At 55.0% G+C, this 23912-nt stretch carries 25 protein-coding genes and 1 pseudogene; 18 read left to right on the top strand and 8 right to left on the bottom strand.

All coding sequences use genetic code 11. The annotated features are described in order from the left end of the window. Window positions 1-82 precede the first annotated feature (82 nt). Complete coding sequence (locus tag ACZ89R_RS13030; protein WP_123501340.1) at window positions 83-823, top strand: energy transducer TonB; 741 nt, start codon at window positions 83-85, stop codon at window positions 821-823. Then, window positions 816-1268: a ribosomal protein S18-alanine N-acetyltransferase gene (gene rimI / locus ACZ89R_RS13025; protein ID WP_123501339.1), complete on the top strand. Its 453-nt coding sequence runs from the start codon at window positions 816-818 to the stop codon at window positions 1266-1268. Before ACZ89R_RS13030 ends, rimI begins: the two co-directional genes overlap by 8 nt. Window positions 1269-1388: 120 nt before the next feature. Here rimI and ACZ89R_RS13020 read toward each other — a convergent pair whose 3' ends face one another. Then, window positions 1389-1793 carry a serine kinase/phosphatase gene (locus ACZ89R_RS13020; RefSeq protein ID WP_429545586.1) on the bottom strand — a complete coding sequence of 135 codons (405 nt, stop codon included), beginning with the start codon at window positions 1791-1793 and terminating at the stop codon, window positions 1389-1391. Window positions 1794-1976: 183 nt separating this feature from the next. On the opposite strand from ACZ89R_RS13020, the gene can reads away from it, so the two are divergent. After that, entirely contained in the window at window positions 1977-2621 is a 645-nt protein-coding gene (gene can / locus ACZ89R_RS13015; RefSeq protein ID WP_052965823.1) for a carbonate dehydratase, read from the top strand. 6 nt (window positions 2622-2627) lie between these two features. On the opposite strand, the gene ACZ89R_RS13010 is transcribed toward can, so the two are convergent. After that, window positions 2628-3152 (bottom strand): SET domain-containing protein-lysine N-methyltransferase, encoded by a 525-nt coding sequence (locus tag ACZ89R_RS13010; RefSeq protein ID WP_429545587.1) that lies wholly within the window; start codon window positions 3150-3152, stop codon window positions 2628-2630. 180 nt (window positions 3153-3332) lie between these two features. Further along, complete coding sequence (locus ACZ89R_RS13005) at window positions 3333-4505, bottom strand: hypothetical protein (RefSeq protein WP_429545588.1); 1173 nt, start codon at window positions 4503-4505, stop codon at window positions 3333-3335. Between the two features lie 239 nt (window positions 4506-4744). Here ACZ89R_RS13005 and ACZ89R_RS13000 point away from each other — a divergent pair, with 239 nt between their 5' ends. The 3 genes and pseudogenes from ACZ89R_RS13000 (at window position 4745) to ACZ89R_RS12990 (ending at window position 7492) form a co-directional block, all read left to right on the top strand. Then, on the top strand, window positions 4745-6058 hold the full coding sequence (locus tag ACZ89R_RS13000; protein ID WP_429545589.1) for an MFS transporter: 1314 nt from the start codon (window positions 4745-4747) through the stop codon (window positions 6056-6058). A gap of 117 nt (window positions 6059-6175) precedes the next feature. Then, window positions 6176-6904 (top strand): annotated as a pseudogene (locus tag ACZ89R_RS12995) (PAS domain-containing protein); the annotation flags it as partial. 156 nt (window positions 6905-7060) lie between these two features. Then, entirely contained in the window at window positions 7061-7492 is a 432-nt protein-coding gene (locus ACZ89R_RS12990) for a methyl-accepting chemotaxis protein (protein ID WP_401177227.1), read from the top strand. 35 nt (window positions 7493-7527) lie between these two features. On the opposite strand, the gene ACZ89R_RS12985 is transcribed toward ACZ89R_RS12990, so the two are convergent. From ACZ89R_RS12985 to ACZ89R_RS12970, 4 genes are all read right to left on the bottom strand, one after another. Beyond that, complete coding sequence (locus ACZ89R_RS12985) at window positions 7528-7899, bottom strand: helix-turn-helix domain-containing protein (protein ID WP_429545590.1); 372 nt, start codon at window positions 7897-7899, stop codon at window positions 7528-7530. Window positions 7900-7902: 3 nt separating this feature from the next. Continuing rightward, complete coding sequence (locus tag ACZ89R_RS12980) at window positions 7903-8205, bottom strand: type II toxin-antitoxin system HigB family toxin (protein ID WP_429545591.1); 303 nt, start codon at window positions 8203-8205, stop codon at window positions 7903-7905. 271 nt (window positions 8206-8476) lie between these two features. Then, window positions 8477-10321, bottom strand: a complete 1845-nt coding sequence (ggt, locus tag ACZ89R_RS12975; RefSeq protein ID WP_429545592.1) for a gamma-glutamyltransferase — start codon at window positions 10319-10321, stop codon at window positions 8477-8479. 352 nt (window positions 10322-10673) lie between these two features. Next, window positions 10674-11705: an aldo/keto reductase gene (locus ACZ89R_RS12970; RefSeq protein WP_429545593.1), complete on the bottom strand. Its 1032-nt coding sequence runs from the start codon at window positions 11703-11705 to the stop codon at window positions 10674-10676. A 152-nt stretch (window positions 11706-11857) separates the two neighbouring features. Here ACZ89R_RS12970 and ACZ89R_RS12965 point away from each other — a divergent pair, with 152 nt between their 5' ends. After that, window positions 11858-12778, top strand: a complete 921-nt coding sequence (locus ACZ89R_RS12965; RefSeq protein WP_429545594.1) for an AraC family transcriptional regulator — start codon at window positions 11858-11860, stop codon at window positions 12776-12778. Here the strand turns inward: ACZ89R_RS12965 and ACZ89R_RS12960 are convergent. Further along, window positions 12717-13655, bottom strand: a complete 939-nt coding sequence (locus ACZ89R_RS12960; RefSeq protein WP_429545595.1) for a LysR substrate-binding domain-containing protein — start codon at window positions 13653-13655, stop codon at window positions 12717-12719. The genes ACZ89R_RS12965 and ACZ89R_RS12960 overlap by 62 nt on opposite strands. Before the next feature lie 111 nt (window positions 13656-13766). Between ACZ89R_RS12960 and ACZ89R_RS12955 the strand changes: the two genes are divergently transcribed. From ACZ89R_RS12955 to ACZ89R_RS12905, 11 genes are all read left to right on the top strand, one after another. Continuing rightward, window positions 13767-14507, top strand: coding sequence for an SDR family oxidoreductase (locus ACZ89R_RS12955; RefSeq protein ID WP_429545596.1), 741 nt, complete (start codon window positions 13767-13769; stop codon window positions 14505-14507). A gap of 253 nt (window positions 14508-14760) precedes the next feature. Continuing rightward, window positions 14761-15486 carry an autoinducer binding domain-containing protein gene (locus tag ACZ89R_RS12950; RefSeq protein WP_429545597.1) on the top strand — a complete coding sequence of 242 codons (726 nt, stop codon included), beginning with the start codon at window positions 14761-14763 and terminating at the stop codon, window positions 15484-15486. A 427-nt stretch (window positions 15487-15913) separates the two neighbouring features. Then, window positions 15914-16846, top strand: a complete 933-nt coding sequence (locus ACZ89R_RS12945; protein WP_429545598.1) for an AvrD family protein — start codon at window positions 15914-15916, stop codon at window positions 16844-16846. Window positions 16847-16855: 9 nt separating this feature from the next. Next, window positions 16856-17884 (top strand): beta-ketoacyl-ACP synthase III, encoded by a 1029-nt coding sequence (locus tag ACZ89R_RS12940; RefSeq protein WP_429545599.1) that lies wholly within the window; start codon window positions 16856-16858, stop codon window positions 17882-17884. Beyond that, on the top strand, window positions 17881-18120 hold the full coding sequence (locus ACZ89R_RS12935; RefSeq protein ID WP_429545600.1) for a phosphopantetheine-binding protein: 240 nt from the start codon (window positions 17881-17883) through the stop codon (window positions 18118-18120). The genes ACZ89R_RS12940 and ACZ89R_RS12935 overlap by 4 nt, the downstream gene beginning before the upstream one ends. Next, window positions 18120-18725: a histidine phosphatase family protein gene (locus ACZ89R_RS12930; RefSeq protein ID WP_429545601.1), complete on the top strand. Its 606-nt coding sequence runs from the start codon at window positions 18120-18122 to the stop codon at window positions 18723-18725. The genes ACZ89R_RS12935 and ACZ89R_RS12930 overlap by 1 nt, the downstream gene beginning before the upstream one ends. 9 nt (window positions 18726-18734) lie before the next feature. Further along, window positions 18735-19028 (top strand): putative quinol monooxygenase, encoded by a 294-nt coding sequence (locus tag ACZ89R_RS12925; protein WP_429545602.1) that lies wholly within the window; start codon window positions 18735-18737, stop codon window positions 19026-19028. Between the two features lie 14 nt (window positions 19029-19042). Beyond that, on the top strand, window positions 19043-20530 hold the full coding sequence (locus ACZ89R_RS12920) for an MFS transporter (protein WP_429545603.1): 1488 nt from the start codon (window positions 19043-19045) through the stop codon (window positions 20528-20530). Beyond that, window positions 20520-22097, top strand: coding sequence for an FAD-dependent oxidoreductase (locus ACZ89R_RS12915; RefSeq protein WP_429545604.1), 1578 nt, complete (start codon window positions 20520-20522; stop codon window positions 22095-22097). The genes ACZ89R_RS12920 and ACZ89R_RS12915 overlap by 11 nt, the downstream gene beginning before the upstream one ends. A gap of 1 nt (window position 22098) precedes the next feature. Then, window positions 22099-22647, top strand: a complete 549-nt coding sequence (locus ACZ89R_RS12910) for a carboxymuconolactone decarboxylase family protein (protein WP_429545605.1) — start codon at window positions 22099-22101, stop codon at window positions 22645-22647. A 14-nt stretch (window positions 22648-22661) separates the two neighbouring features. Beyond that, on the top strand, window positions 22662-23642 hold the full coding sequence (locus ACZ89R_RS12905) for an aldo/keto reductase (protein WP_429545606.1): 981 nt from the start codon (window positions 22662-22664) through the stop codon (window positions 23640-23642). Window positions 23643-23912: the final 270 nt, after the last annotated feature.

The raw sequence follows: 23912 nt of genomic DNA, 5'->3' as shown, positions 1-23912 counted from the left end.
CGGTAGAATCACTGCACTTTAGTTATCCACAAGTGGCCGACCTTTGCTTATCGAGTCCCGTCGCCGCGCTTATTTGACCGCCATGCAGGTGGTCAACTGGCTGCCGCGCACCGAATTGCCCTTTGCTGCGCCCTCGCGCCCCGAACTGCTGGAGATGCCCGAGCCATTGGTCGTCACCCCGGTTGCGCCGGCTCCCGTGGCCGAGGCACCGATGGAGCCCGTGGTCAAACCGGCCGAACGGGTAAAAATCGAAGTGCCACGGCCATCGTTGGCCAGCACCCGCACGAACGCCAAGGTCGAAGAAGAGGAGGCCCCGGTCGCGATCAAGGCACCGGTCGTGCCGCCACCGCGTTTCGCCCTTCAATTGCTGCGCACAGGTCGTTGCCTGTTGCTGGTGGAGTTACCCACAGGCGAAAGCTTCCAGACCCGCGATCCTGCCTATCTTTTGCTCAAGGACATGCTGCGCGCCGCCGGTCTGCCGGACAGCCCGCAGATCGTCGGCGAGCCGGTGCGCTGGCCACTGCTGGCTCGCGGCACCATGGATCAAGGGCCGGAAGCGGCTCGGGATTTCGTACAAGGCTTTCTGTCGGCCCGTCTCGAAGATGCTCCATGCGTCTGCCTGTGGCTGATCGGCTTGCCGGCGGTGCGTTTTGCCGGTGAGGCGAACGCCGAATCCTTCAACCGTGAACTTCAGGTCGAAGGCCTGGGTTCGGTCTGGGCCCTGCCGGGTCTGGAATTATTAATGGAAGAGCCACAGCGTAAGGCTGGTGTCTGGCAAGCCATGCGTCGGCTGATGGCGCGCTGGAAAGAATCGAATGAGTGACGCTGTATCGTTCCGCCCGATGACCGAGGCGGACCTGGACACTGTACTGAAAATTGAATACGCGGCTTACAGCCACCCTTGGACCCGCGGGATTTTTCTCGATGGCCTGGGCAAGTACCAGATCTGGCTGATGTTCGAAGGGCAGCAGCAGGTCGGTCATGGGGTGGTGCAGATCATTCTCGACGAGGCGCATTTGCTGAACATCACCGTCAAACCGGAAAATCAGGGCCGAGGCCTGGGTTTGACGCTGCTGGAGCATTTGATGTCGATTGCCTGCAAGGCAGAGGCACGGGAATGTTTTCTGGAAGTGCGCGACAGCAACCGGGCGGCATTTCGATTGTATGAGCGGTATGGGTTCAACGAGATCGGACGTCGACGCGATTACTACCCGGCAGTGGGGGGGCGTGAGGATGCGGTCGTCATGGCCTGCACCTTGGTTGACTGAAACACCTGTAGGAGCTGCCGAAGGCTGCGATCTTTTGATCTTTCCATGTCGCGGCAACAACAGATCAAAAGATCGCAGCCTTCGGCAGTTCCTGCGTTGGAGTCCGGTCAAATCTGTAGATCAACGCTTGCCATCCATTGGATCGCGCTGCGCCATCTCTGCTTCGTCCAACCCATTGCCCCCGCCGATGTCGTCCTCATCGACAATGCTCAAATCCCAATCCGCCTGGTCGCCTTCACCCTCTTCATGGGCGTCCCGCGCGCCATCTTCACGGATCAAGGTTTCCGGGCTCATGTCATCGTCGGTGGACTCATGGTCATTGGTCGAGCCTCCGGTCATGCCAGCTTCACGGACGCGTTCGTCGGACATCTTCTGCGCACGCTCGCGTTCGGGGATCAGGTCGCCGATTCTGGTGCCCGGTTCTTCCTCGTCGAAATCCAGCTCATGCACTGGGCCCATGCGGTCTTCGTTGTCGTCGATGGGCTCGGGTTGCGCCTTATCGAACGGACGTCGTGAATCAGTCATGGCATTCCCTCATACTGTAGGCCTTACTACAGTTGACCCACTGGGCTTGCGAGAATTCCACCGGCATGGAGCATCGGATAGCCATTAAATGCATCAGGGCATCATGGGGGATCTGCATCTTGCGCGTGACCCGGACAGACGGTTGTCTGTCAAACCAGCGCATCATTATCGAGGCTTCATTGCATGAACGAATTACAAGATCTGATTGATAACAATGAGCGCTGGGCAGACGCGATCACCCAGGAAGATCCTGATTTCTTCGCCAAGCTGGCCCGTCAACAAACCCCGGAATACCTGTGGATCGGTTGCTCCGATGCCCGCGTGCCAGCCAATGAAATCGTCGGCATGCTGCCGGGCGATCTGTTTGTGCACCGCAACGTGGCCAACGTTGTACTGCACACCGACCTCAATTGCCTGTCGGTGATTCAATACGCGGTCGATGTACTCAAGGTCAAACACATCCTGGTCACCGGCCACTACGGTTGCGGCGGTGTACGCGCCTCGATGCAGGACCGTCAGTTGGGCCTGATCGACGGCTGGCTGCGCTCGATTCGCGATCTCTATTATGAAAAGCGCGACGAACTGGCCAAGTTGTCCACCGAAGAAGAGCGGGTCGACCGCCTCTGCGAACTCAATGTGATTCAGCAGGTGGCCAACGTCGGTCATACCAGCATTGTGCAAAACGCCTGGCACCGCGGGCAGAGCTTGTCGATCCATGGTTGCATCTATGGCATCAAGGATGGACGCTGGAAAAGCCTGAACGCCACCATCAGCGGTTTCGAACAGTTACCACCGCAGTACCGTTTGCGTCCGGTCGAGGCGTTGTAAAGCCTTTTAGATGAGACTTCGTCGACGCCAGTGTTGAAAAAACTGTTCTCCATTGACGTTCGGCGACTCGTCATAGCCGATGATCCAGCCACGGCAGGACGGACAACCGCAGCGGCAGGCGAACTGCCGCAGCAGCTTGTCTTCTGTCGCGGCGAAATCCATCGTCAGCCGGTCACCCTTTTTGATGTCCTTGAGCGCCCATATCCACAGTTCGCTCATGTCGAGAAAGACGTTGGGGTCGCAGGAGTGGTTCAGTAGACCGCAGAAGCGCGGATCGTAGACGTGGATGCCTGGCGCCAGCTGCCGGGTGTGTCGGCAGCGATAGGGCAACAGATGTCCAGAAACCCTGCAGATTCGGCTGATGCGGGGGAACTCGCGCAGTGCCATGACAGCTATTGCCGATCCCTGAGTGTTGCAGATGATTTCAAAGTCGTCTTTGGAGGGGAATCCAAGGCGAAGGGGCAACTCTACAAACGGATAGATGCCATTTGATGGCGGTGGGGGTATTGCCTGTTCTGCATGAGCTCTCATAACAATCCTTGTCAGTCGAGTGCTACGACCGCCGTCTACTGACATCCTGTCAGCCCTGCAGCACATGGGTATGCCCCAAGACTCTCGCAAATGAAACCATCAGTCTACTGTCAAATATGACAGGCGAAAAAGGCTCTTTCCCGCGTCAGCCATGGCTCACGCGGGAAAGATTTTCATCGTTTACAAGTGTGAGGCAGGAGCAGAGGTCGCAAGAGACGGGCTCTTCAGCTGTTTCAGCTGGGATTTGACCGTCGTTGTTGCGCATTTGGCCACGGCCTGTTCAGGCGTCAGGTTGCGGATCGAGGTGTAGAACAGTTCGCAGGTTTTTTCTTTCTGGGTCACTTGCCAGGTTTGAGTACAGCTTTTCAGCTGAACGGTAGGGTCAGTGCCCGGTTTGCTGCCCATCCCGGCCTGCCAGCATGCGGCGCTCAAATCCTGGCCCATGACTTTCAGCCCTGCAGCGTCCGCCTTGGCCTGGGCATCGCTGCCGCTGTAGGCTTCGGGATCGGCGGCGTACCAGATGTAGCTCGGGTGATTGGAACCCAGTACGGGCACCTTCACACCCTCGCTCGGGCTGATGATTGCCAGACCGAGCACGTCCACGGTCGGCCCGTATTGTTGCTTGATCCAGTTACGCACCGGTGCGCCGAAAGCAACCATTGGCAACGCAGCGCCGCTGGCGTTCTGGCTGACGTCCTTGACCATGGTGGTCTGGTAATCCTTGAAGTAGTCGTAGACGCCTTCAAGGTCCTTACCGGCGCTGGATGGCGCGGCAATCGGCGCGATGTCGATGATGGTCTGATAGCCCGGTGTCTGGTCGGCGGGGATGCCATTGGCAGTCAGCAGCGTGGCCCAACGGTCGGTAGTCTTGGACTCCAGGTAGTCCTGGGCCTGGGTCAGCGAGTAATCCGGCGGGAAGTGCAGCAGTTCGACGCTTTTGCGATTTTCCAGCGCCATGCCCAGCGGAAGGAACAAGTACCAGTTGTAGGTCCATTTGCCATCGGCACTCAGTTTGCTGGCGCCGTTGTAAGCCAAATCCCCAGCCTGGAGCAGTGCGGTCAGTGGCTTGTCATAGCCTTTGGGCACACCGCTGATAGTGGCGTAGAGTTGCTTGTTGTCGGTTTTGACCACTACTTTTGCGGTGTTGTAGCCATCGCGTTGTACGCTTTGAGTCAGGTAATGCTCGACGGTCTGTTCCAGTGTCCAGTTGCGATAGCAGATGACGTTGCAGTTGTTGGGATAGGCGAATAGTCGGGTAACACGTTCGGTACTGCCCAGATTCAGATCGACATCGGCGTGAGCGGCGGCACTCAGGGTGAGTGCGGCCAGGGTGAGTCCTGCGAGTTTGAACATGCTCAGATCCTTTTCAGCGTGAGCCCTCGGAGGCAGGGCGGGTACATCTTGAAACTACTTGTGTCGAGCGGTCTAGTGCCCATCTGAAAAGATTTCCAGTCTAGGAGTGCCCTTCATACTGGAAGGTACGCGCTAGCAGCGAGGTATGGCATTGGGATTCCAGGGCTAGCGGGTTGTCCACAAGCGCATTTGCGTAGACCATGGGCGCCTTGGTTTTTTGCCTGCCAGAGTTCTTTTCCATGACTGCCAACACAGATGCGCGCCCGGCGCCCTTCACCCGCTCGGACTACAAAACACTGGGGCTAGCAGCCCTTGGCGGCGCGTTGGAAATCTACGATTTCATCATTTTCGTATTTTTCGCGCTGACCCTCAGCCAACTGTTCTTCCCACCCGAAATGCCTGAGTGGCTGCGTCTGCTACAAAGCTTCGGAATTTTCGTTACCGGCTACCTGGCGCGGCCGTTGGGCGGGATCCTGATGGCGCATTTCGCCGATCGACTGGGACGCAAGAAGGTTTTCAGCCTGAGCATCCTGATGATGGCGTTGCCGTGTCTGCTGATCGGGATCATGCCGACCTACGCCCAGATCGGTTATTTCGCGCCGTTGTTGCTATTGGGCCTGAGGGTCCTGCAAGGTGCGGCGGTAGGCGGTGAAGTACCGAGTGCCTGGGTGTTCGTGGCCGAGCATGCACCGGTCGGGCATCGCGGCTATGCCCTCGGTTTCCTACAGGCGGGGCTGACCTTCGGCTACTTGATCGGAGCTCTGACGGCGACATTTCTGGCACAGACGTTCACCCCGGCGGAAATCCTTGATTACGCCTGGCGCTACCCGTTTCTGTTGGGCGGTGTGTTTGGCGTCATCGGTGTCTGGCTACGTCGCTGGCTCAGTGAAACCCCGGTATTCATGGCGATGCAGGCCCAACGCGAGGCTACTGTGGAACTGCCGCTGCGCACGGTCCTGCGGGAGCACCGCCTGGCGATGCTGCCGGCGATGATCCTCACCTGCGTGCTGACCTCGGCCGTGGTGGTATTCGTGGTCATTACCCCGACCATGATGCAAAAAACCTTCGGCATGACCGCCAGTCATACCTTCGCCCTGAGTGCCTTGGGCATCGTATTTCTGAACATCGGCTGTGTGCTCGCGGGGCTGCTTGTCGATCGCATCGGCGCCTGGCGCACGGTGATGCTGTATAGCCTGCTGCTGCCTCTGGGTATTGGCGTGCTCTATACCTGCCTGATCATTGAAGGCCAGTGGCTCGGTCTGGCCTATGCAGTGGCAGGCCTCTCTTGCGGGGTAGTCGGCGCAGTGCCGTCGGTGATGGTCAGCCTGTTTCCGGCGCGGATTCGCGTCTCGGGGATTTCCTTTACCTACAACATTGCCTACGCCGCCTGGGCCAGCGTCACACCGCTGTTGTTGATCGGTCTGATGCCGTGGAGTCCGTGGATTTGTGTGATTTTCTGCGCAGTGATGGGGGCGGTGGGCGTCAGCAGCGCGGCGTATTTCGGCGCGCGAGTACCGCGAATTGGGCGCTGTTCGGTAGCTGGCGCGGTATAAAGGTGTTCGTGTTGCCACTATTTTTGTAGGACAACCCTGAAACACTCTTCAGAAAATATCCCCAAAGCCGATGGCTAGGCTGTATGCAGCTTTTTATCCCTGTCCATCGGTGCTTCCATGTTCAACAAACGCTTGAAGCAGGAGCTGTCGGCTCTTCGCGAAGAACTCTCCAGCCTTCAGCAAGTCAAGGAGAGCCTGGACAACGAAATGCTGGTCTTGACCCTTGATTCCGATGGCAGGATTCAATCGGCCAACCAGAATTTCATGGGTGAAATGCTCTACAAGGGCAACGAGCTGGACGGCCGGCACATCGAAGACATCGTCCCGGTTCATGTGAAGTCGGACGAATTCCACCGTCGCTTCAAGACTGCACTGACCCGTGGCGAGCATTTTGCCGGCACGGTTCGTTTATTGCGGGGCACTGGTGCCGAAGCCTGGCTGCGGTCGATCATGCAGCCGGTGCGCTCCGGGGATGGCCGGATCAAACACTTCTCGATTTACTCCAGCGACCTGACCCGCACCATCGAGGCGTCTCGTGAACATGAGAACCTGATCGGCGCGCTAGTGCGCTCGACGGCGGTCATCGAGTTCGACCTCAATGGCAACGTGCTGACGGCCAACGAGCGGTTTCTCAACGGCATGGGTTACAGTCTGGCGCAGGTCCAGGGCAAACATCACCGCACCTTCTGTGAACCAGAGGAATACAACAGCCCCGAGTATCAGAACTTCTGGCGCCGCTTGAACGCCGGCGAATTTGTGGCCAATCGTTTCAAGCGTATCGATAGCCACGGTCGCGTGGTCTGGCTGGAGGCGTCCTATAACCCCGTCGTCGATGCCAACAACAAGCTCTACAAAGTGGTCAAGTTCGCTACGGTGATAACCGATCAGGTCAATCAGGAGCAGGCCGTCGCCGAAGCGGCCAACATCGCCTACAGCACCTCGTTGCAAACCGACAGCAGCGCCCAGCGCGGTACCACTGTAGTGACTCAAGCGGTGGACGTCATGCGTGACTTGGCCAAACATATGCAAACTGCTGGCGAAGGCATCGAGGCGCTGAACGAGCAATCACTGGTGATCGGCACCATCGTCAAAACCATCAGTGGCATCGCCGAACAGACCAACCTGCTGGCGCTCAACGCGGCCATCGAAGCCGCTCGCGCCGGTGAGCAGGGTCGAGGTTTTGCCGTGGTGGCTGATGAAGTCCGGCAACTTGCCTCGCGAACCAGCCAGGCGACCGACGAAATTGTCGGCGTTGTGCGCCAGAACCAGGACATGGCGCGCAACGCCGTGGCCCTGATGACCGATGGCAGACTCCAGGCCGAACAGGGGCTGGCGCTGGCGGCGGAGGCAGGCACAGTGATCGTCGAGATCCAGGACGGGGCGCAGAAAGTGGTGAACGCGGTTGGGCAGTTTGCCAATCAGTTATCGACTTGATGCCCTGAATCCAGTGTCGGTAGCCCTAAAAAAGATCAGGCCTGCTTCACTGGCTTGATTAGGCTTTCGGCTGGTATCCCAAATAGATCATGAAGCTTCCAGATCATCGGAAGCGTCAACGTACGCTTACCGTTGAGCACTTCATAAACCCGGTTTGTCCGGCCAATGGCAGGTGCCAGATCAGCCGCGGACAGACCGGACTGCTCCATGCGAAATTTGATAGCGTCGATCGGGGTGGGCAGATCGACAGGAAATTGCTTCGATTCATAGGCCTCGATGAGGGTAATCATGATCTCGAAGTAATCGCCTTCGGGGGTACCCGGCTCAGGCTCATTGTTGAATAGTGCAGATACGCTTTTGAGGGCTGCACGATAGTCCGCGTCGGTGTGAATCGGATGAATGTTCATGGGTTATTCCATTTCGATGGTATCAGCGTCGATCCCATCGTATTGCTTGTGGGTGCCGACAAATTTTATGTATACGGCGCCGAAACGGTAGGCCACCGCGACTACTAGCCGAAAGTCATTGCCCTTGATGTTAAACACGACTCTGCGGCTTTTGAGAATGCTGGCGGTGGCAAAATGCGCCTTGATGTCAGCAGGCGTCTTCCAGTCCGCTTTCCTTGCTTCGTCAATCCAGGCCAGGAAAGGTTGTTCTGAGTCCGGGTATCTCTCCCAAAAATCTTTCAGGTGACTGATGGCGATAATTCTCATGACGTGATCCTAGTCCCGTGGTGGGACTTGTGCAAGTTTGTGGCGAAGTAGCCGACATGTGGGGAGTAAATTCGCCTCCTGTAATCAGGCACTCCCGATAGCTGATCTGATGAAGTGGATGAACAGACGAGATAAAAATGGTTTCCACACTCTATCCAAGGGAGAGCAATTTGAGGGTAGGAAAAGGCTACGCGAGAGACTTGATCAGGATTCTTCACCAATAAAAAAAGGCCTACCTCCCGGTAAGCCTTTCCTCAGTTTTGCGTACGACTCAATCCCCCAACGCTTCTCCCTCGCGTCGCGGATCGGCCCCGCCGGCCAACGCGGCTTTGCCCTGCGCATCCTTGACCTGAACAATCGCCTGAGTCCCGCTGGTCATGTCGATCTCGTTCACGTTGTGCCCTTTGTCCTTCAGTGCCTGAATCAGCTCTGTGCTGAACTGACCCTGTTCCAGTTCGGTCGGGCCGTTGCGGCTGCCGAAATTGGGCAGGCTGATGGCCGCTTGCGGGTCGAGGTTCCAGTCGAGCAGGCCGATGGTGGATTTGGCCACGTATTCGATGATCTGCGAGCCGCCGGGGGAGCCGACGGTAGCCAGGAATTCGCCGTTCTGACGGTCGAAGATCAGCGTGGGTGCCATGGACGAGCGCGGGCGTTTACCCGGTTCAACACGGTTGGCGACTTTTTGCCCATTCTCTTCGGGAATGAACGAGAAGTCGGTCATCTGGTTGTTGAGCAGGAACCCCTGGACCATCAGGTGCGAGCCAAATGCTGCCTCCACGGTGGTGGTCATGGACACGGCGCCGCCTTCGTCATCGACTGCTACCACTTGCGAGGTGGAGATGCGCAGTGGCGAGCGGTCCGGCGCATAGGCAACCCGAATGCCCGGCGGGGTACCGGGTTTGGCCTGCCCCATGCTGCGATCGCCAATCAAGGAGGCGCGGCTGGTCAGATAAGTCGGGTCGATCAGACCTTTTACCGGCACAGGTACGAAGTCGGTGTCGGCGACGTACTGCGCTCGGTCGGCGTAAGCCAGGCGTTCGGCTTCGGCGATCAGGTGCACAGCTTCCGGGGCGGGTTCGAGGCCTGCCGGTTTGCTGGTCTTGAGCGGTTTGAGTGGTGCCAGGGCAAAACGCGGGCCGCGGGATTCCAATGCCTGCAAGGTGCCAAGAATTTGCGCCACGGCGATCCCGCCCGACGACGGTGGCGGCATGCCGCAAACCTGCCAGCGTTTGTAGTCGGTGCATAACGGCGCGCGTTCCTTGGCCTTGTAGTCTTGAAGATCGTTTAGCGACAGGCTGCCGGGGTTGGCGTGGCCCTGAACCTTGGCGATGATCTCTTTTGCGATTGGTCCTTTGTACAGGGCATCGGGACCTTCCTTGGCGATGCGCTTGAACACGGCGGCCAGTGCCGGGTTTTTCAGCTGTGTACCGATGGCTTTCGGGCTGCCATCGGCATTCAAAAAGTAGGCGGCCATGTCCGGCGAACGCTGTATGAACGCATCTGCCGCGATCAACTGATGCAGTCGTGGTGAAATGGCGAAGCCTTGTTCCGCCAGTTCGATGGCGGGCCCGAACAACTTCGCCCACGGCAGACGACCGTGCTTTTGATGGGCCAGCTCCAGCGCCCGCAATACACCCGGCGTCCCCACCGAGCGCCCGCCGATCTGTGCCTGGGTGAACGGCATCGGTTTGCCGTCGGCTTGCAGGAACAGTTTCTCGGTGGCGCCGGCCGGAGCGGTTTCGCGCCCGTCATAGGTGCGTACAGCCTTGCCATCCCACAGCACAATCAACGCGCCGCCACCGATACCCGACGATTGCGGTTCCACCAGCGTCAACACCGCTTGCATGGCAATGGCCGCATCAATCGCCGAGCCGCCCTGACGCAGCATCTCCCGCCCGGCTTCGGCTGCCAGCGGGTTGGCGGCTGCGGCCATGTGTTTCGAGGCGTGCCGGGTCTGCAGGTCGATGCGATAACCGGAGGCGATTTCCGGCGCGACCGGCAGAGTAGAGACTGGCGGCGAAGAGGGCAGGGTATTACACGCGGCGAGGGTTAAAGCGGTGGCGATCAGCGAAAAAGCTGACAGGCGATAGCGACTCAAGTGGAAGGCTGAGAACACGCGGGGCACTCCGTCCATGGGATAAAATGTCTGGGGACTTTATCGGCCTGGGGGACGCGACGCAAATCAGGTCCGCTGTCCTGAAACAATGCCACTTTTCTCGAGGCATAAAAAAACGGCCTATCTTTCGGTAAGCCGTTTTTAGTACTTGGTGGTACACAGTCATTTGAACTAAAGCTGTAATTGGCTGTTTTTAATGTTTTTTATAAAAAAATATAATCATTGGCATACATATAGGCATACCCGGAGACTCCTTTACCCATTCAAGGTGGTTTATAGAGCTGCGAGCATTCGAGGTTGATGAGCTAGGGGCATGTGGTATTGATTTTCCTACTGGGCCTTCTATTTTGTTTCAGTTGCCGATAGGTGAGCGTTCGTCTGCCTGGCGCTCGATCATCCAGCCAGGATACTCTGCGCTTATGGCACTGGCGCGGTCCAAGGCGGCGATGTCCTCCGTTGTCAACCTCACGGTGCTGGCATGGAGATTGTCGTCCAGTTGGTCAAGAGTCTTGACACCGACAATGACACTCATGACCCCCGTACGCTGCAATAACCAGGCGAGTGCAATCGCTGAGATAGAGACGCCGTGGGACTGAGAGATGGGTGTCATCACTTCAATGAGTTCATATACTCGTTCGCGGTTTGCGGGAGGGAAGTCGAATGTTGAACGGCGTGCGCCGGCGGGTTCTTGTGTGGCTCGTGTAAATTTTCCGGATAACAGCCCGCCGGCTAATGGACTCCATACCATTATCCCCAAGCCCTGATCGTCGCAGAGTGGGATTACTTCGCGCTCCAGATCGCGACTAGTCAGATTGTAATACGCTTGCACCGTCTCGAAACGTGCAAATCCGCGTTGCTCGCTGGCGCCTAGGGCTTTCATGATCTGCCAGGCAGCGAGGTTGGAGCAGCCCAGGTTACGAATTAGCCCACGTGACACGCAATCGTCGAGCGCACGCAATGTCACTTCGATCGGTGTAATCGAGTCGAATCCGTGAATTTGATACAGGTCGATGTATTCGATGCCGAGCCGCTTCAGACTCCCAGCGACCTGGTCCAAGATATGGCCGCGTGAGAGCCCAGCAGCGTTCGGGCCGGGGGCCGTTCGGCCGAACACTTTCGTGGCGATGATTACGTCCTCGCGCGAGATATTCAGATCGCTCAAGGCTTGCCCCAGCATCACTTCGGATTGTCCTTCCGAGTAGACATCCGCCGTGTCGAAAAAGTTGATACCCGCGTCAATTGCGCGAGCGACCAGGGCCGTTGCGACTTTTTGCTCAACGGTCCCCACGCTGCGCCAGAAGCCCTGGCCTCCGCTGAAAGTCATCGTGCCTAAACACAGTTCGGAGACAAATTGGCCGGTCTTGCCCAACGGTCTGTAGCGCATGGCATGCATCCTTTCTGTCGTTTATCAATTTATTCAGGGTTCCAGAGCAACCCGAGGCGTGGTGTTGCAAGTAGCTGAGATTCTGGTCATGGTGAGCCAGACTGTGAATGCAGCTAAGTCCTGTTTTCTATCGAGATCGTCTGGAGTTTTGAATGGATCCCTTGTCTGACGTTCTTTCGCAACTGGATGCCCACAGCTCGTTTTTTACCGGTTTAGAAGCCGGAGGCGATTGGGCTATTCGGTTTCCCGCCCCTGACGGCATCAAGTTCAATGCGGTGATTGAAGGTTCATGCTGGTTAGTCGTCGAGGAAGAATTGCCTGTTTTGCTGCTCAAAGGGGACTGCTTCCTGTTGTCTAAGCGACGCCCCTTCATGCTGGCCAGTGATCTGGAGATTGAGCCTATCGAGTCGCAGGAGGTTTATCGCGACGCAGAGAATGGAATCGCGCGTTACCAGCAACGGACCGGTTTTTTTCTTATCGGTGGACGCTTCGGATTTTGTGAAGAAGCGAGACTGTTGTTCGATGGCTTGCCTGCGACTATCGTCGTCAATGGTGAGTCCGACCAGGCGTGTGTACTTCAGTGGGCATTGCTGCGACTGGCAAGCGAACTTCCCAGCACGCTGCCAGGTGCTTCCTTGATCGTTCGACAATTGGGGCACATGATGCTGGTGCACGTGCTCCGATTGTATCTCTCATCTGGGCAGGTGCATTCGCCGGGCTGGTTGATGGGCTTGTCCGACCTGAAGGTCAATGCGGCCATTCAGGCGATACATGCCGCGCCTCAGCGCCGCTGGACAGTCCATGAGCTAGCGAGGGTGGTGGGTATGTCGCGTTCGACTTTAGCGTTGCGTTTCAAGCAGAAGGTCGGCATGGGACCGCTCGCCTACGTGCTTCAGTGGCGAATGCAACTGGCCGGTCGTGAGTTGCGAAAACATCAGGGAAGCATTTCTTCGATCGGCCACTCGCTGGGCTATGACTCCGATAGCGCTTTCAGTAATGCCTTCAAGCGCGTCATGGCTTGCTCGCCTCGGGAGTACCGAGAGCGGCAGAACCTGGTTGCTGGCGTTGCATGATGAAATCGATAAATGCACGCAGTGCAGGCGCCATTTGGCGTTGGTTGGGGTAGTACAGATAGAAGCCGGGGAAGGTCGGAGTCCACTCTTTGAGAATGTGGATCAGCTTCCCTGTCTCTATAAGTTCTGCAACCTGGTGCCGGAACAGGTACGCAATGCCAACGCCATCAAGCGCGACTCGAGTCAGCATTTCCGGCTCTGTAACTACCAGCGGACCCTGGGCATCGATTTCCAATAGCTCGCCGTTACGCTCGAACTCCCAGCGATAGAGGCTGCCGTCCGTAGGCCAGCGGTAGGTCAGGCATTGATGGTTCGCCAAGTCCTGAGGTGTAATCGGGGTACCGCAGCGCGCCAGATAGTCCGCCGAAGCCACGACCATCATTTCTAGATGGCCGCCTAGCCCATGGGACACCATATCCCGGTCCAGCTTTTTGCCGAGCCTTACGCCCGCATCGAACCCACCGGCAACAATATCCACCAAGCGTTCGTCGGTGACTATATCGAATTGAATACCTGGGTAAGCCCTTAGAAAAGGTCCGATCAATGGCGCGAGATAATGGGTGGCGGCGACTCGGGTGGTGTTAATGCGCAAGACCCCGCATGGGCCGTCACTGGGCTCTTTCAGCCGGGCGAGTGCCGTATCCAGTGAGGTCAGGGCGGGAAGAAGGTCCGCCAGTAGCCTGGCCCCTATCTCGGTGGGAGAGACACTGCGTGTCGTGCGGTTGACCAACAGAACGCCCAGGCGTTCTTCCATATTGCGGATTGTCTGGCTCAGGGCGGAGGCGGACATCCCCAAGTGTGCGGCGGCGCGGACAAAACTTCCCTGCTGAATAACAGCGGCGAACGCTTGGAGTTGGGCGTATTCATTGCCGCGCATTGTGTCCACTTCCTTAATAGGCCATGCGGATAATAGCGCATTATCATATGGATCCAATTACGCAATACTGCTCCGCATCGAGCTTTTTACGTCGGCAATGGAGGTAGAACAGTGAGCAGATTTTCTGGAAAACGCATCTTGATTACCGGTGGCACTAGTGGCATGGGACTGGCAGGCGCCAAGCGTATTACTGAGGAAGGCGGCCGGGTCGCAGTCACCGGTTACCGCCGCGAGCATCTTGAAGAAGCCGCGGATATTCTGCCTTCTGATGCATGGGTGTTCAAAAACGATGCGTCGGATCCTGCTGCGACAGCGCAACTTGCAGATGTAGTGAGAGAGATGGGCGGACTTGACGGCCTGTGGCTGAACGCGGGCTACGCGCAAGTAGGCTCGATTGAGGACACAGATGCAGAGTTTTTCGATCGCATGATGAGCGTCAACGCGAGAGGGCCGTTGCTTCAAATAGCCAAGTTGAAGGACCTGCTTTCTCCAAACGCATCCATTGTTTTGACATCATCAACTTCGGCCTATGAATCAGCTCCCATGGCCAGCGTCTATGCGGCGACCAAAGGGGCGATGATTTCGATGGCTCGCTGCTGTGCCGCGGCATTGGGGGAGCGGGGAATCAGGGTCAATGTGCTGGTTCCAGGCCCGATAGATACCAACTTCCGAAACTTTATGCCAAACGAAGTTCGTCGGCAGTTCGAAGATGGGTTGGTCAACCAATTACCCTTGAGGCGAGTCGGTACCGCTGCCGAGGCGGCGGCGGTCGCGTTGTTCTTGTTGTCGGATGATTCGTCATACGTCACAGGCAGCCAATATGCCGTGGATGGTGGCTTGACGATGCGTTGAGGGTATCAACGCTTTGCTTGAGACTGATTGATGATGGCGTAGCGATGGGGTCAATTGAGAAATGATCAGCTCGACCCTCAAGTTTTTTAGATTCGTTTTACCCGATACGCAGTGAGTCAGGTGCACGCATGAAACTTTAGTTTCAACGTTGCGTCGTATGCAAATTTTCCAGGCGGTCAGCCGTAGCAGTAGAGAGTCAAATCTCTTATGAGTGGCTGTTAACTCGCTAAAAGGTATGCGTAAGGGATGACTTATGGGTAGCAACAATGGGTTTTTTCAGTGGTTGACGGATTATCGTCTGAGAATGCTGTCGGTAGATTCCTCGGCGCAAGCGCTAGATGTAATCAAGGGTGAAACGCTGTGCCACGGTTTTGACGTCTTTGTATTTGGCGTAAAAAAAGCGACACCGTTTACCCGACCCAATACACGATTGCGCGGCACCTATCCTAAGGCCTGGATGGATATCTATCGGGACAGGAATTACGGTGCGATCGATCCGACTATCGAGCAAGCGTTGCGCACCACCAGCATGGTGGTGTGGAACGACGAGTTGCGCGAGGAAAACCCGTTTTTTTTTAGCGAAGCCAAAGAGTATGGTTTGCGTGAAGGAGTTACCTTATCCAACAAGGGGCCCGATAACACCATCCGGTTTTTATCCTTTTCCCGTAGCCAGGGCGAAGTCTCTGAGGCAGAAGGGACGAAGATTGTTCTTGGCTTCAAGTGGATGATGGATATTCTCGTGGAAACCTTGATGCGCATCCATGACGATGTCCTGGTCGGTGAGGGTGCCAACCTGACCCGACGTGAAAAAGAGATACTGCAGTGGACTGCAGATGGAAAAAGCTCCGGGGAAATATCGATGATTCTGAAAATCTCGGAGAATACTGTGAACTTTCATTTGAAGGGTATTCAACGAAAGTTCCATGCGCCCAACAAAACATTTGCGGCTGCCTATGCCGCCGCGCAAGGTCTGCTTTGATGCTGGGACGTATCTCTTAGTATTAAATTGGTTGTAACGCGGAAAAATTAATAAATATTCCTGTGTGGGCGGATTTTCGGGCAGTGTCGGCCGGATGAACGTCCATGTGGCGTGTTGTCTATTGTGGCGGATCTTATTAAAGATTCCGCCTTTTTTTGTGCGTGTTTTTTGTGTTGCACCAATTTTTATCAATGGGCTATGTGCGGAGATTTAGTGAGGGATAAGTGTGTTTTATTTGATTTGGCCTACCTACCAATACTGGTAGGTTGTAATGTCTGGTAACACTTGTTACTTTTTGTTTCATCGTTGATTTATCAACTAAGCCGTTCGTTGATTTCTGGAGTAAGAACTTTCAGTTTCAGTGGTCGACGGCTTTTAAAAGTAGCGAGCAGCGTGCTGGCAACCTTGGTTGTCAAGGGAGGTAACTATGCAGGATTTTAGTTTCAGTCATATAGAAAATCACCTGGGGCCCGCCACAGATCGTTTCTTTGGAGGCGGTTTCAAGCATGTGGAGTATGGCACTAGGCACTTGAGCCTTACTGAGAGCACGGTGGTCTCAAGCGTCAGTTTGAGTTATCCAGCTGGCTGGTCAAAAAAAATCGGTAGCGGTGAACTCGTACCGCATTTGAGCACCATTGATGCTTTGGCAATTGCAATTAATCTGTGCCAAGACATTCTGCTGAAGACGTTCAAAAATATTGATTGTTTTTGGGTGAAGAAAATATCCATCAAGGCGGGAAAGAAACCAGAAGAAGATCTAAGTGATATCAAGGCGCAGATGACTGAAGAAAGCACGTGCGTTGATTCTCATGGGGATACGCACTTTCTTTTTGATGGTCGCGTTGGCGTGATGGCGCTGCAGTTGGAGGTGGTCATGCCCGCTGCTTATGAGGTCGACATTGACCGGGAGAGTGTCGGGAATAGTTATTATGCCCTGGGTTTCAGAAAGCGTACTCAATTAATCGACGATATTGTTTTCGACTCGCCACTCAAAGCTATATCGAAACTTATTGTTGTTGATGATGAGCCGGATTTGCCCAGTAGCGGAATTGAGGCCAATTACCCTCATGTCGTGACCCCTATTGATGCATTTGTCAGCCACTTGCAAATCGCTCAAGTACTTCTTTATAAACTTGATGGTTTGAAGCGTGGCGAATCGAACACCCTGTGGATGAGATCTACGCATATTACAGCCGAAGATCCCGCGAAGCGCAGCGCCACGGCCCGGGTATTAATGACTGAACTCAAGGGTGCCAATATTGTTTCGGTCAAGGGTGAAGACTGGCGAGTGGCCGAGATAGTTGGGCATTTGAGCGGTATGACTGTGTCTTGTTCAGTTGCGCATCTATTACCCCACTAGGAGTGCACCATGGGCGTTCGTATCGCTGGCTTGGGAGGCGCTCTGCCGCCTCTTGAAGTGACAAATGAAGACCTTGAAAAGCGACTTGATACGACCAGTGAATGGATTGTCAGCCGTACCGGCATATTGAAGCGTTATGCAGTGACGGAGGGGATTTCAACCAGTGACCTAGCTTACGAGGCGGCCCAAGCTGCTATAGAAAACGCTTCAGGCAGCTCGCGGATTGACATGCTGATCCTGGCCACAACTACACCAGATCGCCGCTGTCCGGCAACGGCGCCCAAAGTCGCAGAGAAATTGGGGCTGCGCGGCATCAGCGCATTTGACGTGAATGCCGTGTGTTCAGGTTTCATCTATGCCCTGCAAATAGGTACAGCCTCTATCAAGGCAGGGTTTGCCAAGCGTGTGCTGGTGATTGGTGCAGATGTTTTCTCCACCATCATTAATAAGGAAGACCGATCGACCGTGCCCATTTTCGGCGATGGAGCCGGAGCAATCATTCTCGAAGAGTCCGAGTTCAATGAGGTGCAGGACATCGAGACTGGCAGCGATGGGTCCCTGGAGGAACTAATCACCATTCGCGCCGGAGGTGTGGAATCGAAAGTTAATGCCGGAGCAGGGCATCCTGATGATCTTTACTTCTCCATGAGTGGTAAGGAGGTCTTCTCTCGTGCAATTAAGTGCATGAATGACTCGGTAATTGGTTTGCTGGAACGAAATAAACTGCGTATTCAGGATATCGATTGCCTGGTCCCTCATCAGGCCAATTTGCGCATTATCAGGACATTGGCCGAGCAACTCGGCGTGCCTTATGAGCGTGCGGCGGTTTCTCTGGATAAGTTTGGCAATACTTCGGCTGCGTCGATACCGTTGGCGCTGACTCAGGCGTGCATTGACTACACGCTTAAACGTCATGATCGGGTTGTCTTGACGGCGTTTGGCGGAGGCGTGACATGGGGCTCGGCGTTATTGAGCTGGCCAGAGTTGAATAGTGTTCCATTCATCAAAAAAATGAGCGCGATAGAGGTGACCCAATGAAAGAGAAATTGATTGAAGCCATCACTGTGATGTTGAAAGATAAGTATCAAGTTCCCGCTCTGCAATTACATGCAGAGGCAGTATATGAGGAGCTGAGCCTGGACTCACTGACGCTGTTAGAAGTCTCAATGGCTTTGGAACGAGGATTTGATATCAAAGTCCCGGATGGCACGATTCTACCAGAGCATACCATCACCAAGTCGGTGGATAGCATCTTGTTGAATAATGCCGCCTGATGATTATTGTCATTATCCGACATGGTGAAACGCCACAAAATTTGCGTGGCGTTTTTCAGGGGCAGTCTGATCCTGACCTGGATGAAGTCGGGATAGAGCGGTTTAAGGAAATTGGCAGGCTGCTCAAGGACGAGAAATGGGATGCCATTTATAGCTCTAACTATAAACGGTCTGTGGCCTCTGCAAATTTTCTGACCGCTGACGTCCAGGTGCCAAGATTTATTTCTACGGATTTTACGGAGCGCCACTTGGGCGAGCTGGATGGCGGGGCCAAGGAGCTACTCCTGGCTGCTGATCCTGAATTGTTGGAAAAGTTGATGACACTTGAATATACCCCATTCAAGGGGGAATCAGGAAGTTCAGCGCTGGAGCGATTTGTCCGGGGAATACAGGCTGTCGAAACTGAGCACTTTGGCCGGGTGGTTATTATTTCTCATGGCGGTATTGTTGCACTTTTTGCTTACTTCATGCTGGGGCTGCCACGGACTTCCTGTTTTCTGGAACATGGTCATGCTTTGATAGTAAAAGTTTCAGGGTCTGACATGAGTCTAGTGGGTATGAATGTGCCACCCGACTCAGTAGCATTTAATCTTCATGAATATTAGGAGTCAGCGATGAGTATCGATATTGTGGTGGTTTTCGGAGTGGAAATTAGCAACAAGGCGGAACTCGCCAGGCACTTCAACGCGCTTGCAGCTCATACGTTGACTGAGCCAGGCTGCGAGCGGTTCGAGTTGTATGAACAAACAGCTGAGGCCGATGGGTTTGTATTGATTGAGCGCTGGAAAGATGAGGCATCGATTGCTGATCACATGGGGATGCCCTATACCGAACACTTTCTAGCAAACGCAAAGCATATGATTGCTCGAAGCGAAGTGCATCGGCTCTCTGCGTTGGTTACTAGATGAGAGGGGAGTGTCCCATGGACTCGTCATCTGCTCTGGCCACGCCGACTTATGTCTTGGTGGTCGTGTGTATTGCGTTGTTTGTCATTCCCCTAACCATTACAGGCTCGGGTGTATTGGTACTGCCAATCTCCCAGGAGTTTGGGGCCAGCTACTTGCAGGCGCAGTGGGTCATCTGCTCGTTCATGGTGAGCTATGCGGCGTTCATGGCAATGACCGGTGTGATTGCCGATGCCCTTGGCCGCAAATTATCGTTTGTGGTCGGGCTTTTGCTCTTTGCGGTTGCCAGTGCTTTGGCGGCCAGCGCCAGTAGCCTGTTGGTATTGATCGTCGCAAGAGCGGTGACTGGCCTCGGTGCGGCGGGGGTCACGACGGCGGGGACCGCTATTTTAGCGTCCGTTTACTCAGGGCCTGCTCGGGTCAAGGCGTTTACGATATTTGGCACCTCATTAGGGTTGGGGCTGGCGGTCGGCCCGCTGGTGGCTGGTGGCACCGTTACCTTCCTTGAGAGTTGGAGACCGTTCTTTGCTGTAATCGCGGCCATCTTGGGTGTGATCTCAGTGCTCGGATTCCGCTTGCCGGAAAGCCGCTCCCAGGAACGTCACTCTGTCGATTGGATTGGAGGCGTCCTGTTCACCTGTTGCCTGGTTGTGTTTGTTTCGGCTTTTTCAATGGCGCCTGCAGCCGGCTGGACTGATCCTCAGGTGTTGAGTCTTCTGGTGATCGGAGTTGTGCTTGTACCGGTATTCATCAAAGTTGAGACCCGGGCACCGCACCCTATTTTCAACATGCAATTATTCAGTAACCGTCAGTTTCTCGCGGTTTGTATCACCCCGGTGTTTCTGGGTTTTGGTTACATCAGCCTGCTTTTTTATCTGCCGCAGTACCTAGCGGTCGTTGCACGCATGAGTGCGATCGAAGTCGGCATTGCACTTATGTTTTCGACGTTGCCATCGCTGTTGTTCCCGCTTTTTTTCAGCTTGATACGCCGTCAGTTACCGCTGAAAACGTTAATGGTCCTGACGTTTTTATTCATGGTAATCGGCCCACTGTCTCTTGCTTGGGTCATCGACCGCCCTACGCTGCTCACCCTGGCGCTGCCGCTGTTTATAACGGGTGGGTCATTTGGTGTTTCGCTCGCCTACCTCGATGGTGCAGCTGTCAGTGTTGTCTCCCCCCATCGTTCGGGGATGGCGGCGGGCATGTTCAATACCTTCCGTTTGGGAGGGGAAGCCTTGGCCATTCCTGCACTGGGCATGGTTGTCATTGCCTTGCTGAGTCTGCAAGCGGTTGATCGGCAGCGCGGATTATCCGTCTTGACTCAGGGAGACCTTGAGAGTGCCGCGAAGTTGTTGGCATTACCCAAGGAGTCGTTGGTGAGTTATCTGACTATCGCCATGCAGGGGACTTTGATCGTTGTTTCGATCGTTTCACTCGTAGGGCTGCTAGTCATTTTAAAGCTGTCAGCTCAGCGCATAACTGAAGGTGTCGAATATGCACGCTAAGGAGCAAGAGTCGAAAGTCCTGATAGTCGGTGCAGGCCCGGTGGGCATGTTACTGGCGCTGGAGTTAGCGTTATACGGTATTCGAGCTCGCGTCATCTCCAAGGAACCCCGTGTTTCACCCCATTCCAAAGCGACCATCGTATGGCCAAGGATCCTGGAACTGATGGACCGTACAGGGGTTTCAGAGGCAATCGTGCGCGAGGGGCATTACTTCGACCAGATGAACTACTACTCCAATAAAAAGCGAGTGGGCTTGATACGTTTCAATACGCTGACCGATACCCCTTATCCCTTTGGTATCACCATCCCGCAAGCGAAGACTGAACGGATATTGGAGACCGCCCTCAGGACCCAAGCTATTGCAATCGAATATGGGTGTGAGTTTGTCAGCGGCGAGCAGAATGATGACGGCGTCACGGTCACATTGCGCGACACGTCTGGAGTCGAGAGTCGTAGCCGTTACGATTGGGTTGTGGGGGCCGATGGCTTTCAAAGTGATGTGCGCTCGGCGTTTGAGTTTGATTTCAGCGGCTACTCCATGCCTATTCGCCTTGCGATCACGGATGCCGAGTTGACCGGGCAGACGACCAGCAGCGAAGCCGCCTACTACATGCACAAAACTGGAAACATGGTCCTAGCCCCGCTGGGTGACGGTGTGTTCAGAGTCGGCGCCAGTGTTCCCCAAGGCTATACCGGTGATCAGCCTGACCGGGAGTTTTTCAATACGCTACTGGAACATCGGGTGCCCGGAGTAAAAAAACTGGGCGAGATGAAGTTCAGCGGAATTTTCACTGCCCATGTCCGCACGGCCAATACGTTCAAGAACAAGCGTGTATTCATTGTGGGCGATGCAGCCCATGCGATGAGTCCTTCCGGTGCCCAGGGCCTCAATACCGGTTTTCAAGATGCTGTGAATCTGGGCTGGAAGTTGGGCGGCGTCATGAAAGGGAGTCTGTCGCCCGACATCCTAGAGTCGTATACACGGGAGCGGCTCGACTCCGTCAATCGGGTGTCGGCCTTGTCTACCAGTCTGGCCAAGATGAGCTTGTATCAATACACACCCCAAATTGCCCTAAGAGATGTTGCTTTCAGAGTCGCTTCGTTGACCAAGGTGCTCGAAAACTATGTTTCACCTCGGTTTGCACAGTTGGATTCGATTATTGGCTCGGATAGCAAAAACAGTTTCTCCGGCAAAAAGAAACGACTGTCTGCCGGTGACCGGATACCGCTGAGCTGGACAGAAAACTGGCAAGCGCCGGTACTTGCCAAAGATGCCTATTCCATTCTGCTGTGGCCCGGCAAAACGTACGTCTATGAGGCTTGGTCAGCCTTCAGTCGTGAAGTGAACTCAACAATGCCGGAGCATAAAGTCATCAACTTGGGAGCTATGCCTCTCGGGCGATTGCTCGATCGGTTGGGGCATCGACCGCAGAGCATCATTGTGCGGCCGGACGGACACATTCAATCCGTCATCCCGCTGGATGCATCAGCTTATTCAAAGAGTATCAACGCCATCACTCACGCTCTACCCCACAGTCTTTCACTCACCCCCAAACAGGTTGGATAACATGATCAAGAATCGAGTCGAGTTAACGTCGCCAGCGGATATGACCCCGGAGCAATTGGAGGTGTATGGTCGGTTTCCCTCCAACCTGACCCGCTCTTTACTACTAACGAAGGCCTCTGCCGGACCGCATCTGGCGTTGGGTGGATCATTCACGGTTGGGCTTATTTCTTTCCTGGATCGTGAAGTCCTGGTGATGCGGGTGGCCAAGTTGCTCGATAGTGCTTTCGAGCGCCTGATCCATTATCCACTGGCCATCAAGGCTGGTTTGACCGACGCCGAAATCGCTGATATCGAAGGCGGGCATTACACACAGATGGAACCCAAGCGCGTTGCACTTCTGATGTACGTGTCTGAGTGTACGCTCGATCACAAAGCCAGCGCAGAAGCGTTCTGGTCTTTGCGCGAGCATTACTCTCAAAACGAAGTGGCCGAAATCACTCATTTGGCCGGCCACTGTGCGATGACCGCTATGTACCTCGCCAGCCTCGATGTCCCACTTGATGAATCCGAGACTTCCTGGGACAAGCTGGTCGCTCGCGATCCTGCCTGAAAGGGGAGATATCTATGTTGTATACGAAGCTAGGTCGTAGCGGTTTGACGGTTTCCAGATTGGCCCTCGGTTGCATGAGTTTTGGTGATCCTTCTCGTGGAACGCATCCCTGGACACTCAATGCTGGCGAAAGCGAACGCATCGTGGGCAAGGCGCTGGACCTTGGGATCAACTTCCTGGACACGGCCAATATTTACTCCCAAGGATCAAGCGAGGAAATCATTGGCGACGTGCTGGTCAAGCTCAATGCCCGGCACAACGTGGTACTGGCAACCAAGGTCTACGAGGCCATGTCTTGCGGCCCGTTGTCGGGCGGGCTTTCCCGGCATGCTATTTTTCACGAGATAGACTCAAGCCTTAAGCGCTTGCGTACGGATTACATCGATCTATACGTTGTGCATCGATGGGATTACAACACTCCCATCCAGGAGACCATGGAGGCGTTACACGATCTCGTGAAGATGGGGAAAATCCGATACATCGGTGCTTCATCAATGCACACTTGGCAGTTTGTTAAAGCACAGTATCTCGCCACGCTAAATGGCTGGACGCGGTTTGTCAGTATGCAGAGCCACTACAATCTTCTCAATCGTGAGGAAGAGCGAGAAATGCAACCTTTTTGTGCCGAAGAGGGTGTGGGGTTGACGCCATGGAGTCCACTAGCCAGAGGCAAGCTGGCACGCGCCAACGAACTGCAATCGCTGCGTAAAGAGACGGACAAAGTGCAATCTTGGCTCTATGAGTCGGCGGTGGAAAGTGATCGAAATATCATCGAGGTGGTTAGCTCGATTGCCAAGGAGCGTGGCACCACCAATGCTCAGGTGGCACTGGCTTGGCTGCTTGGCCAGTCGGCCGTAGTGTCGCCAATCGTTGGTGTGACTCGCGTGGAGCAGCTTGATGAATTAGTTGCGTCACTCAGCCTGGAGTTGGAAGTCGAGGAGCTTTCGCGATTGTCGGCTCCTTACACGCCACATTCGGCACCTGAGTACATGTAATCTTGCAATCGCATCCGGGCCAATGAATTGGTCGGCCGTTGCCGCGCTGTCGCTCTCATAGGCCTAGATGCGTGGGGTGTAATGCATTGATCAATCCGCGACCTAAACCAATGGGAAGCAGCCGTAGATTTCAATCAAGCGTCCCCACCGGGATTGGCCTCAAGGATGATTAGAAGACCATAGAAAGCCTTCATCGGAGGCGTCACCTCAATGTGCTGCGTTGATTGCAATGGCTGGCAGCTGTTGGCCAAGAGGGACATTCATAAAAGT

Source organism: Pseudomonas sp. TE3728, assembly GCF_056279145.1.
Note: the sequence above shows the minus strand (reverse complement) of the source record. Positions and strands in the feature narration are given on the sequence as shown.

Bases quoted from the DNA above. Each gene is read 5' to 3' on its own strand.
- ACZ89R_RS13030 (WP_123501340.1), top strand. From the start codon at position 83: ATGCAGGTGGTCAACTGGCTGCCGCGCACCGAATTGCCCTTTGCTGCG.
- rimI (WP_123501339.1), top strand. From the start codon at position 816: ATGAGTGACGCTGTATCGTTCCGCCCGATGACCGAGGCGGACCTGGAC.
- ACZ89R_RS13020 (WP_429545586.1), bottom strand. From the start codon at position 1,793: ATGACTGATTCACGACGTCCGTTCGATAAGGCGCAACCCGAGCCCATC.
- can (WP_052965823.1), top strand. From the start codon at position 1,977: ATGAACGAATTACAAGATCTGATTGATAACAATGAGCGCTGGGCAGAC.
- ACZ89R_RS13010 (WP_429545587.1), bottom strand. From the start codon at position 3,152: ATGAGAGCTCATGCAGAACAGGCAATACCCCCACCGCCATCAAATGGC.
- ACZ89R_RS13005 (WP_429545588.1), bottom strand. From the start codon at position 4,505: ATGTTCAAACTCGCAGGACTCACCCTGGCCGCACTCACCCTGAGTGCC.
- ACZ89R_RS13000 (WP_429545589.1), top strand. From the start codon at position 4,745: ATGACTGCCAACACAGATGCGCGCCCGGCGCCCTTCACCCGCTCGGAC.
- ACZ89R_RS12990 (WP_401177227.1), top strand. From the start codon at position 7,061: ATGCGTGACTTGGCCAAACATATGCAAACTGCTGGCGAAGGCATCGAG.
- ACZ89R_RS12985 (WP_429545590.1), bottom strand. From the start codon at position 7,899: ATGAACATTCATCCGATTCACACCGACGCGGACTATCGTGCAGCCCTC.
- ACZ89R_RS12980 (WP_429545591.1), bottom strand. From the start codon at position 8,205: ATGAGAATTATCGCCATCAGTCACCTGAAAGATTTTTGGGAGAGATAC.
- ACZ89R_RS12970 (WP_429545593.1), bottom strand. From the start codon at position 11,705: ATGCGCTACAGACCGTTGGGCAAGACCGGCCAATTTGTCTCCGAACTG.
- ACZ89R_RS12965 (WP_429545594.1), top strand. From the start codon at position 11,858: ATGGATCCCTTGTCTGACGTTCTTTCGCAACTGGATGCCCACAGCTCG.
- ACZ89R_RS12960 (WP_429545595.1), bottom strand. From the start codon at position 13,655: ATGCGCGGCAATGAATACGCCCAACTCCAAGCGTTCGCCGCTGTTATT.
- ACZ89R_RS12950 (WP_429545597.1), top strand. From the start codon at position 14,761: ATGGGTAGCAACAATGGGTTTTTTCAGTGGTTGACGGATTATCGTCTG.
- ACZ89R_RS12945 (WP_429545598.1), top strand. From the start codon at position 15,914: ATGCAGGATTTTAGTTTCAGTCATATAGAAAATCACCTGGGGCCCGCC.
- ACZ89R_RS12940 (WP_429545599.1), top strand. From the start codon at position 16,856: ATGGGCGTTCGTATCGCTGGCTTGGGAGGCGCTCTGCCGCCTCTTGAA.
- ACZ89R_RS12935 (WP_429545600.1), top strand. From the start codon at position 17,881: ATGAAAGAGAAATTGATTGAAGCCATCACTGTGATGTTGAAAGATAAG.
- ACZ89R_RS12930 (WP_429545601.1), top strand. From the start codon at position 18,120: ATGATTATTGTCATTATCCGACATGGTGAAACGCCACAAAATTTGCGT.
- ACZ89R_RS12925 (WP_429545602.1), top strand. From the start codon at position 18,735: ATGAGTATCGATATTGTGGTGGTTTTCGGAGTGGAAATTAGCAACAAG.
- ACZ89R_RS12920 (WP_429545603.1), top strand. From the start codon at position 19,043: ATGGACTCGTCATCTGCTCTGGCCACGCCGACTTATGTCTTGGTGGTC.
- ACZ89R_RS12915 (WP_429545604.1), top strand. From the start codon at position 20,520: ATGCACGCTAAGGAGCAAGAGTCGAAAGTCCTGATAGTCGGTGCAGGC.
- ACZ89R_RS12910 (WP_429545605.1), top strand. From the start codon at position 22,099: ATGATCAAGAATCGAGTCGAGTTAACGTCGCCAGCGGATATGACCCCG.
- ACZ89R_RS12905 (WP_429545606.1), top strand. From the start codon at position 22,662: ATGTTGTATACGAAGCTAGGTCGTAGCGGTTTGACGGTTTCCAGATTG.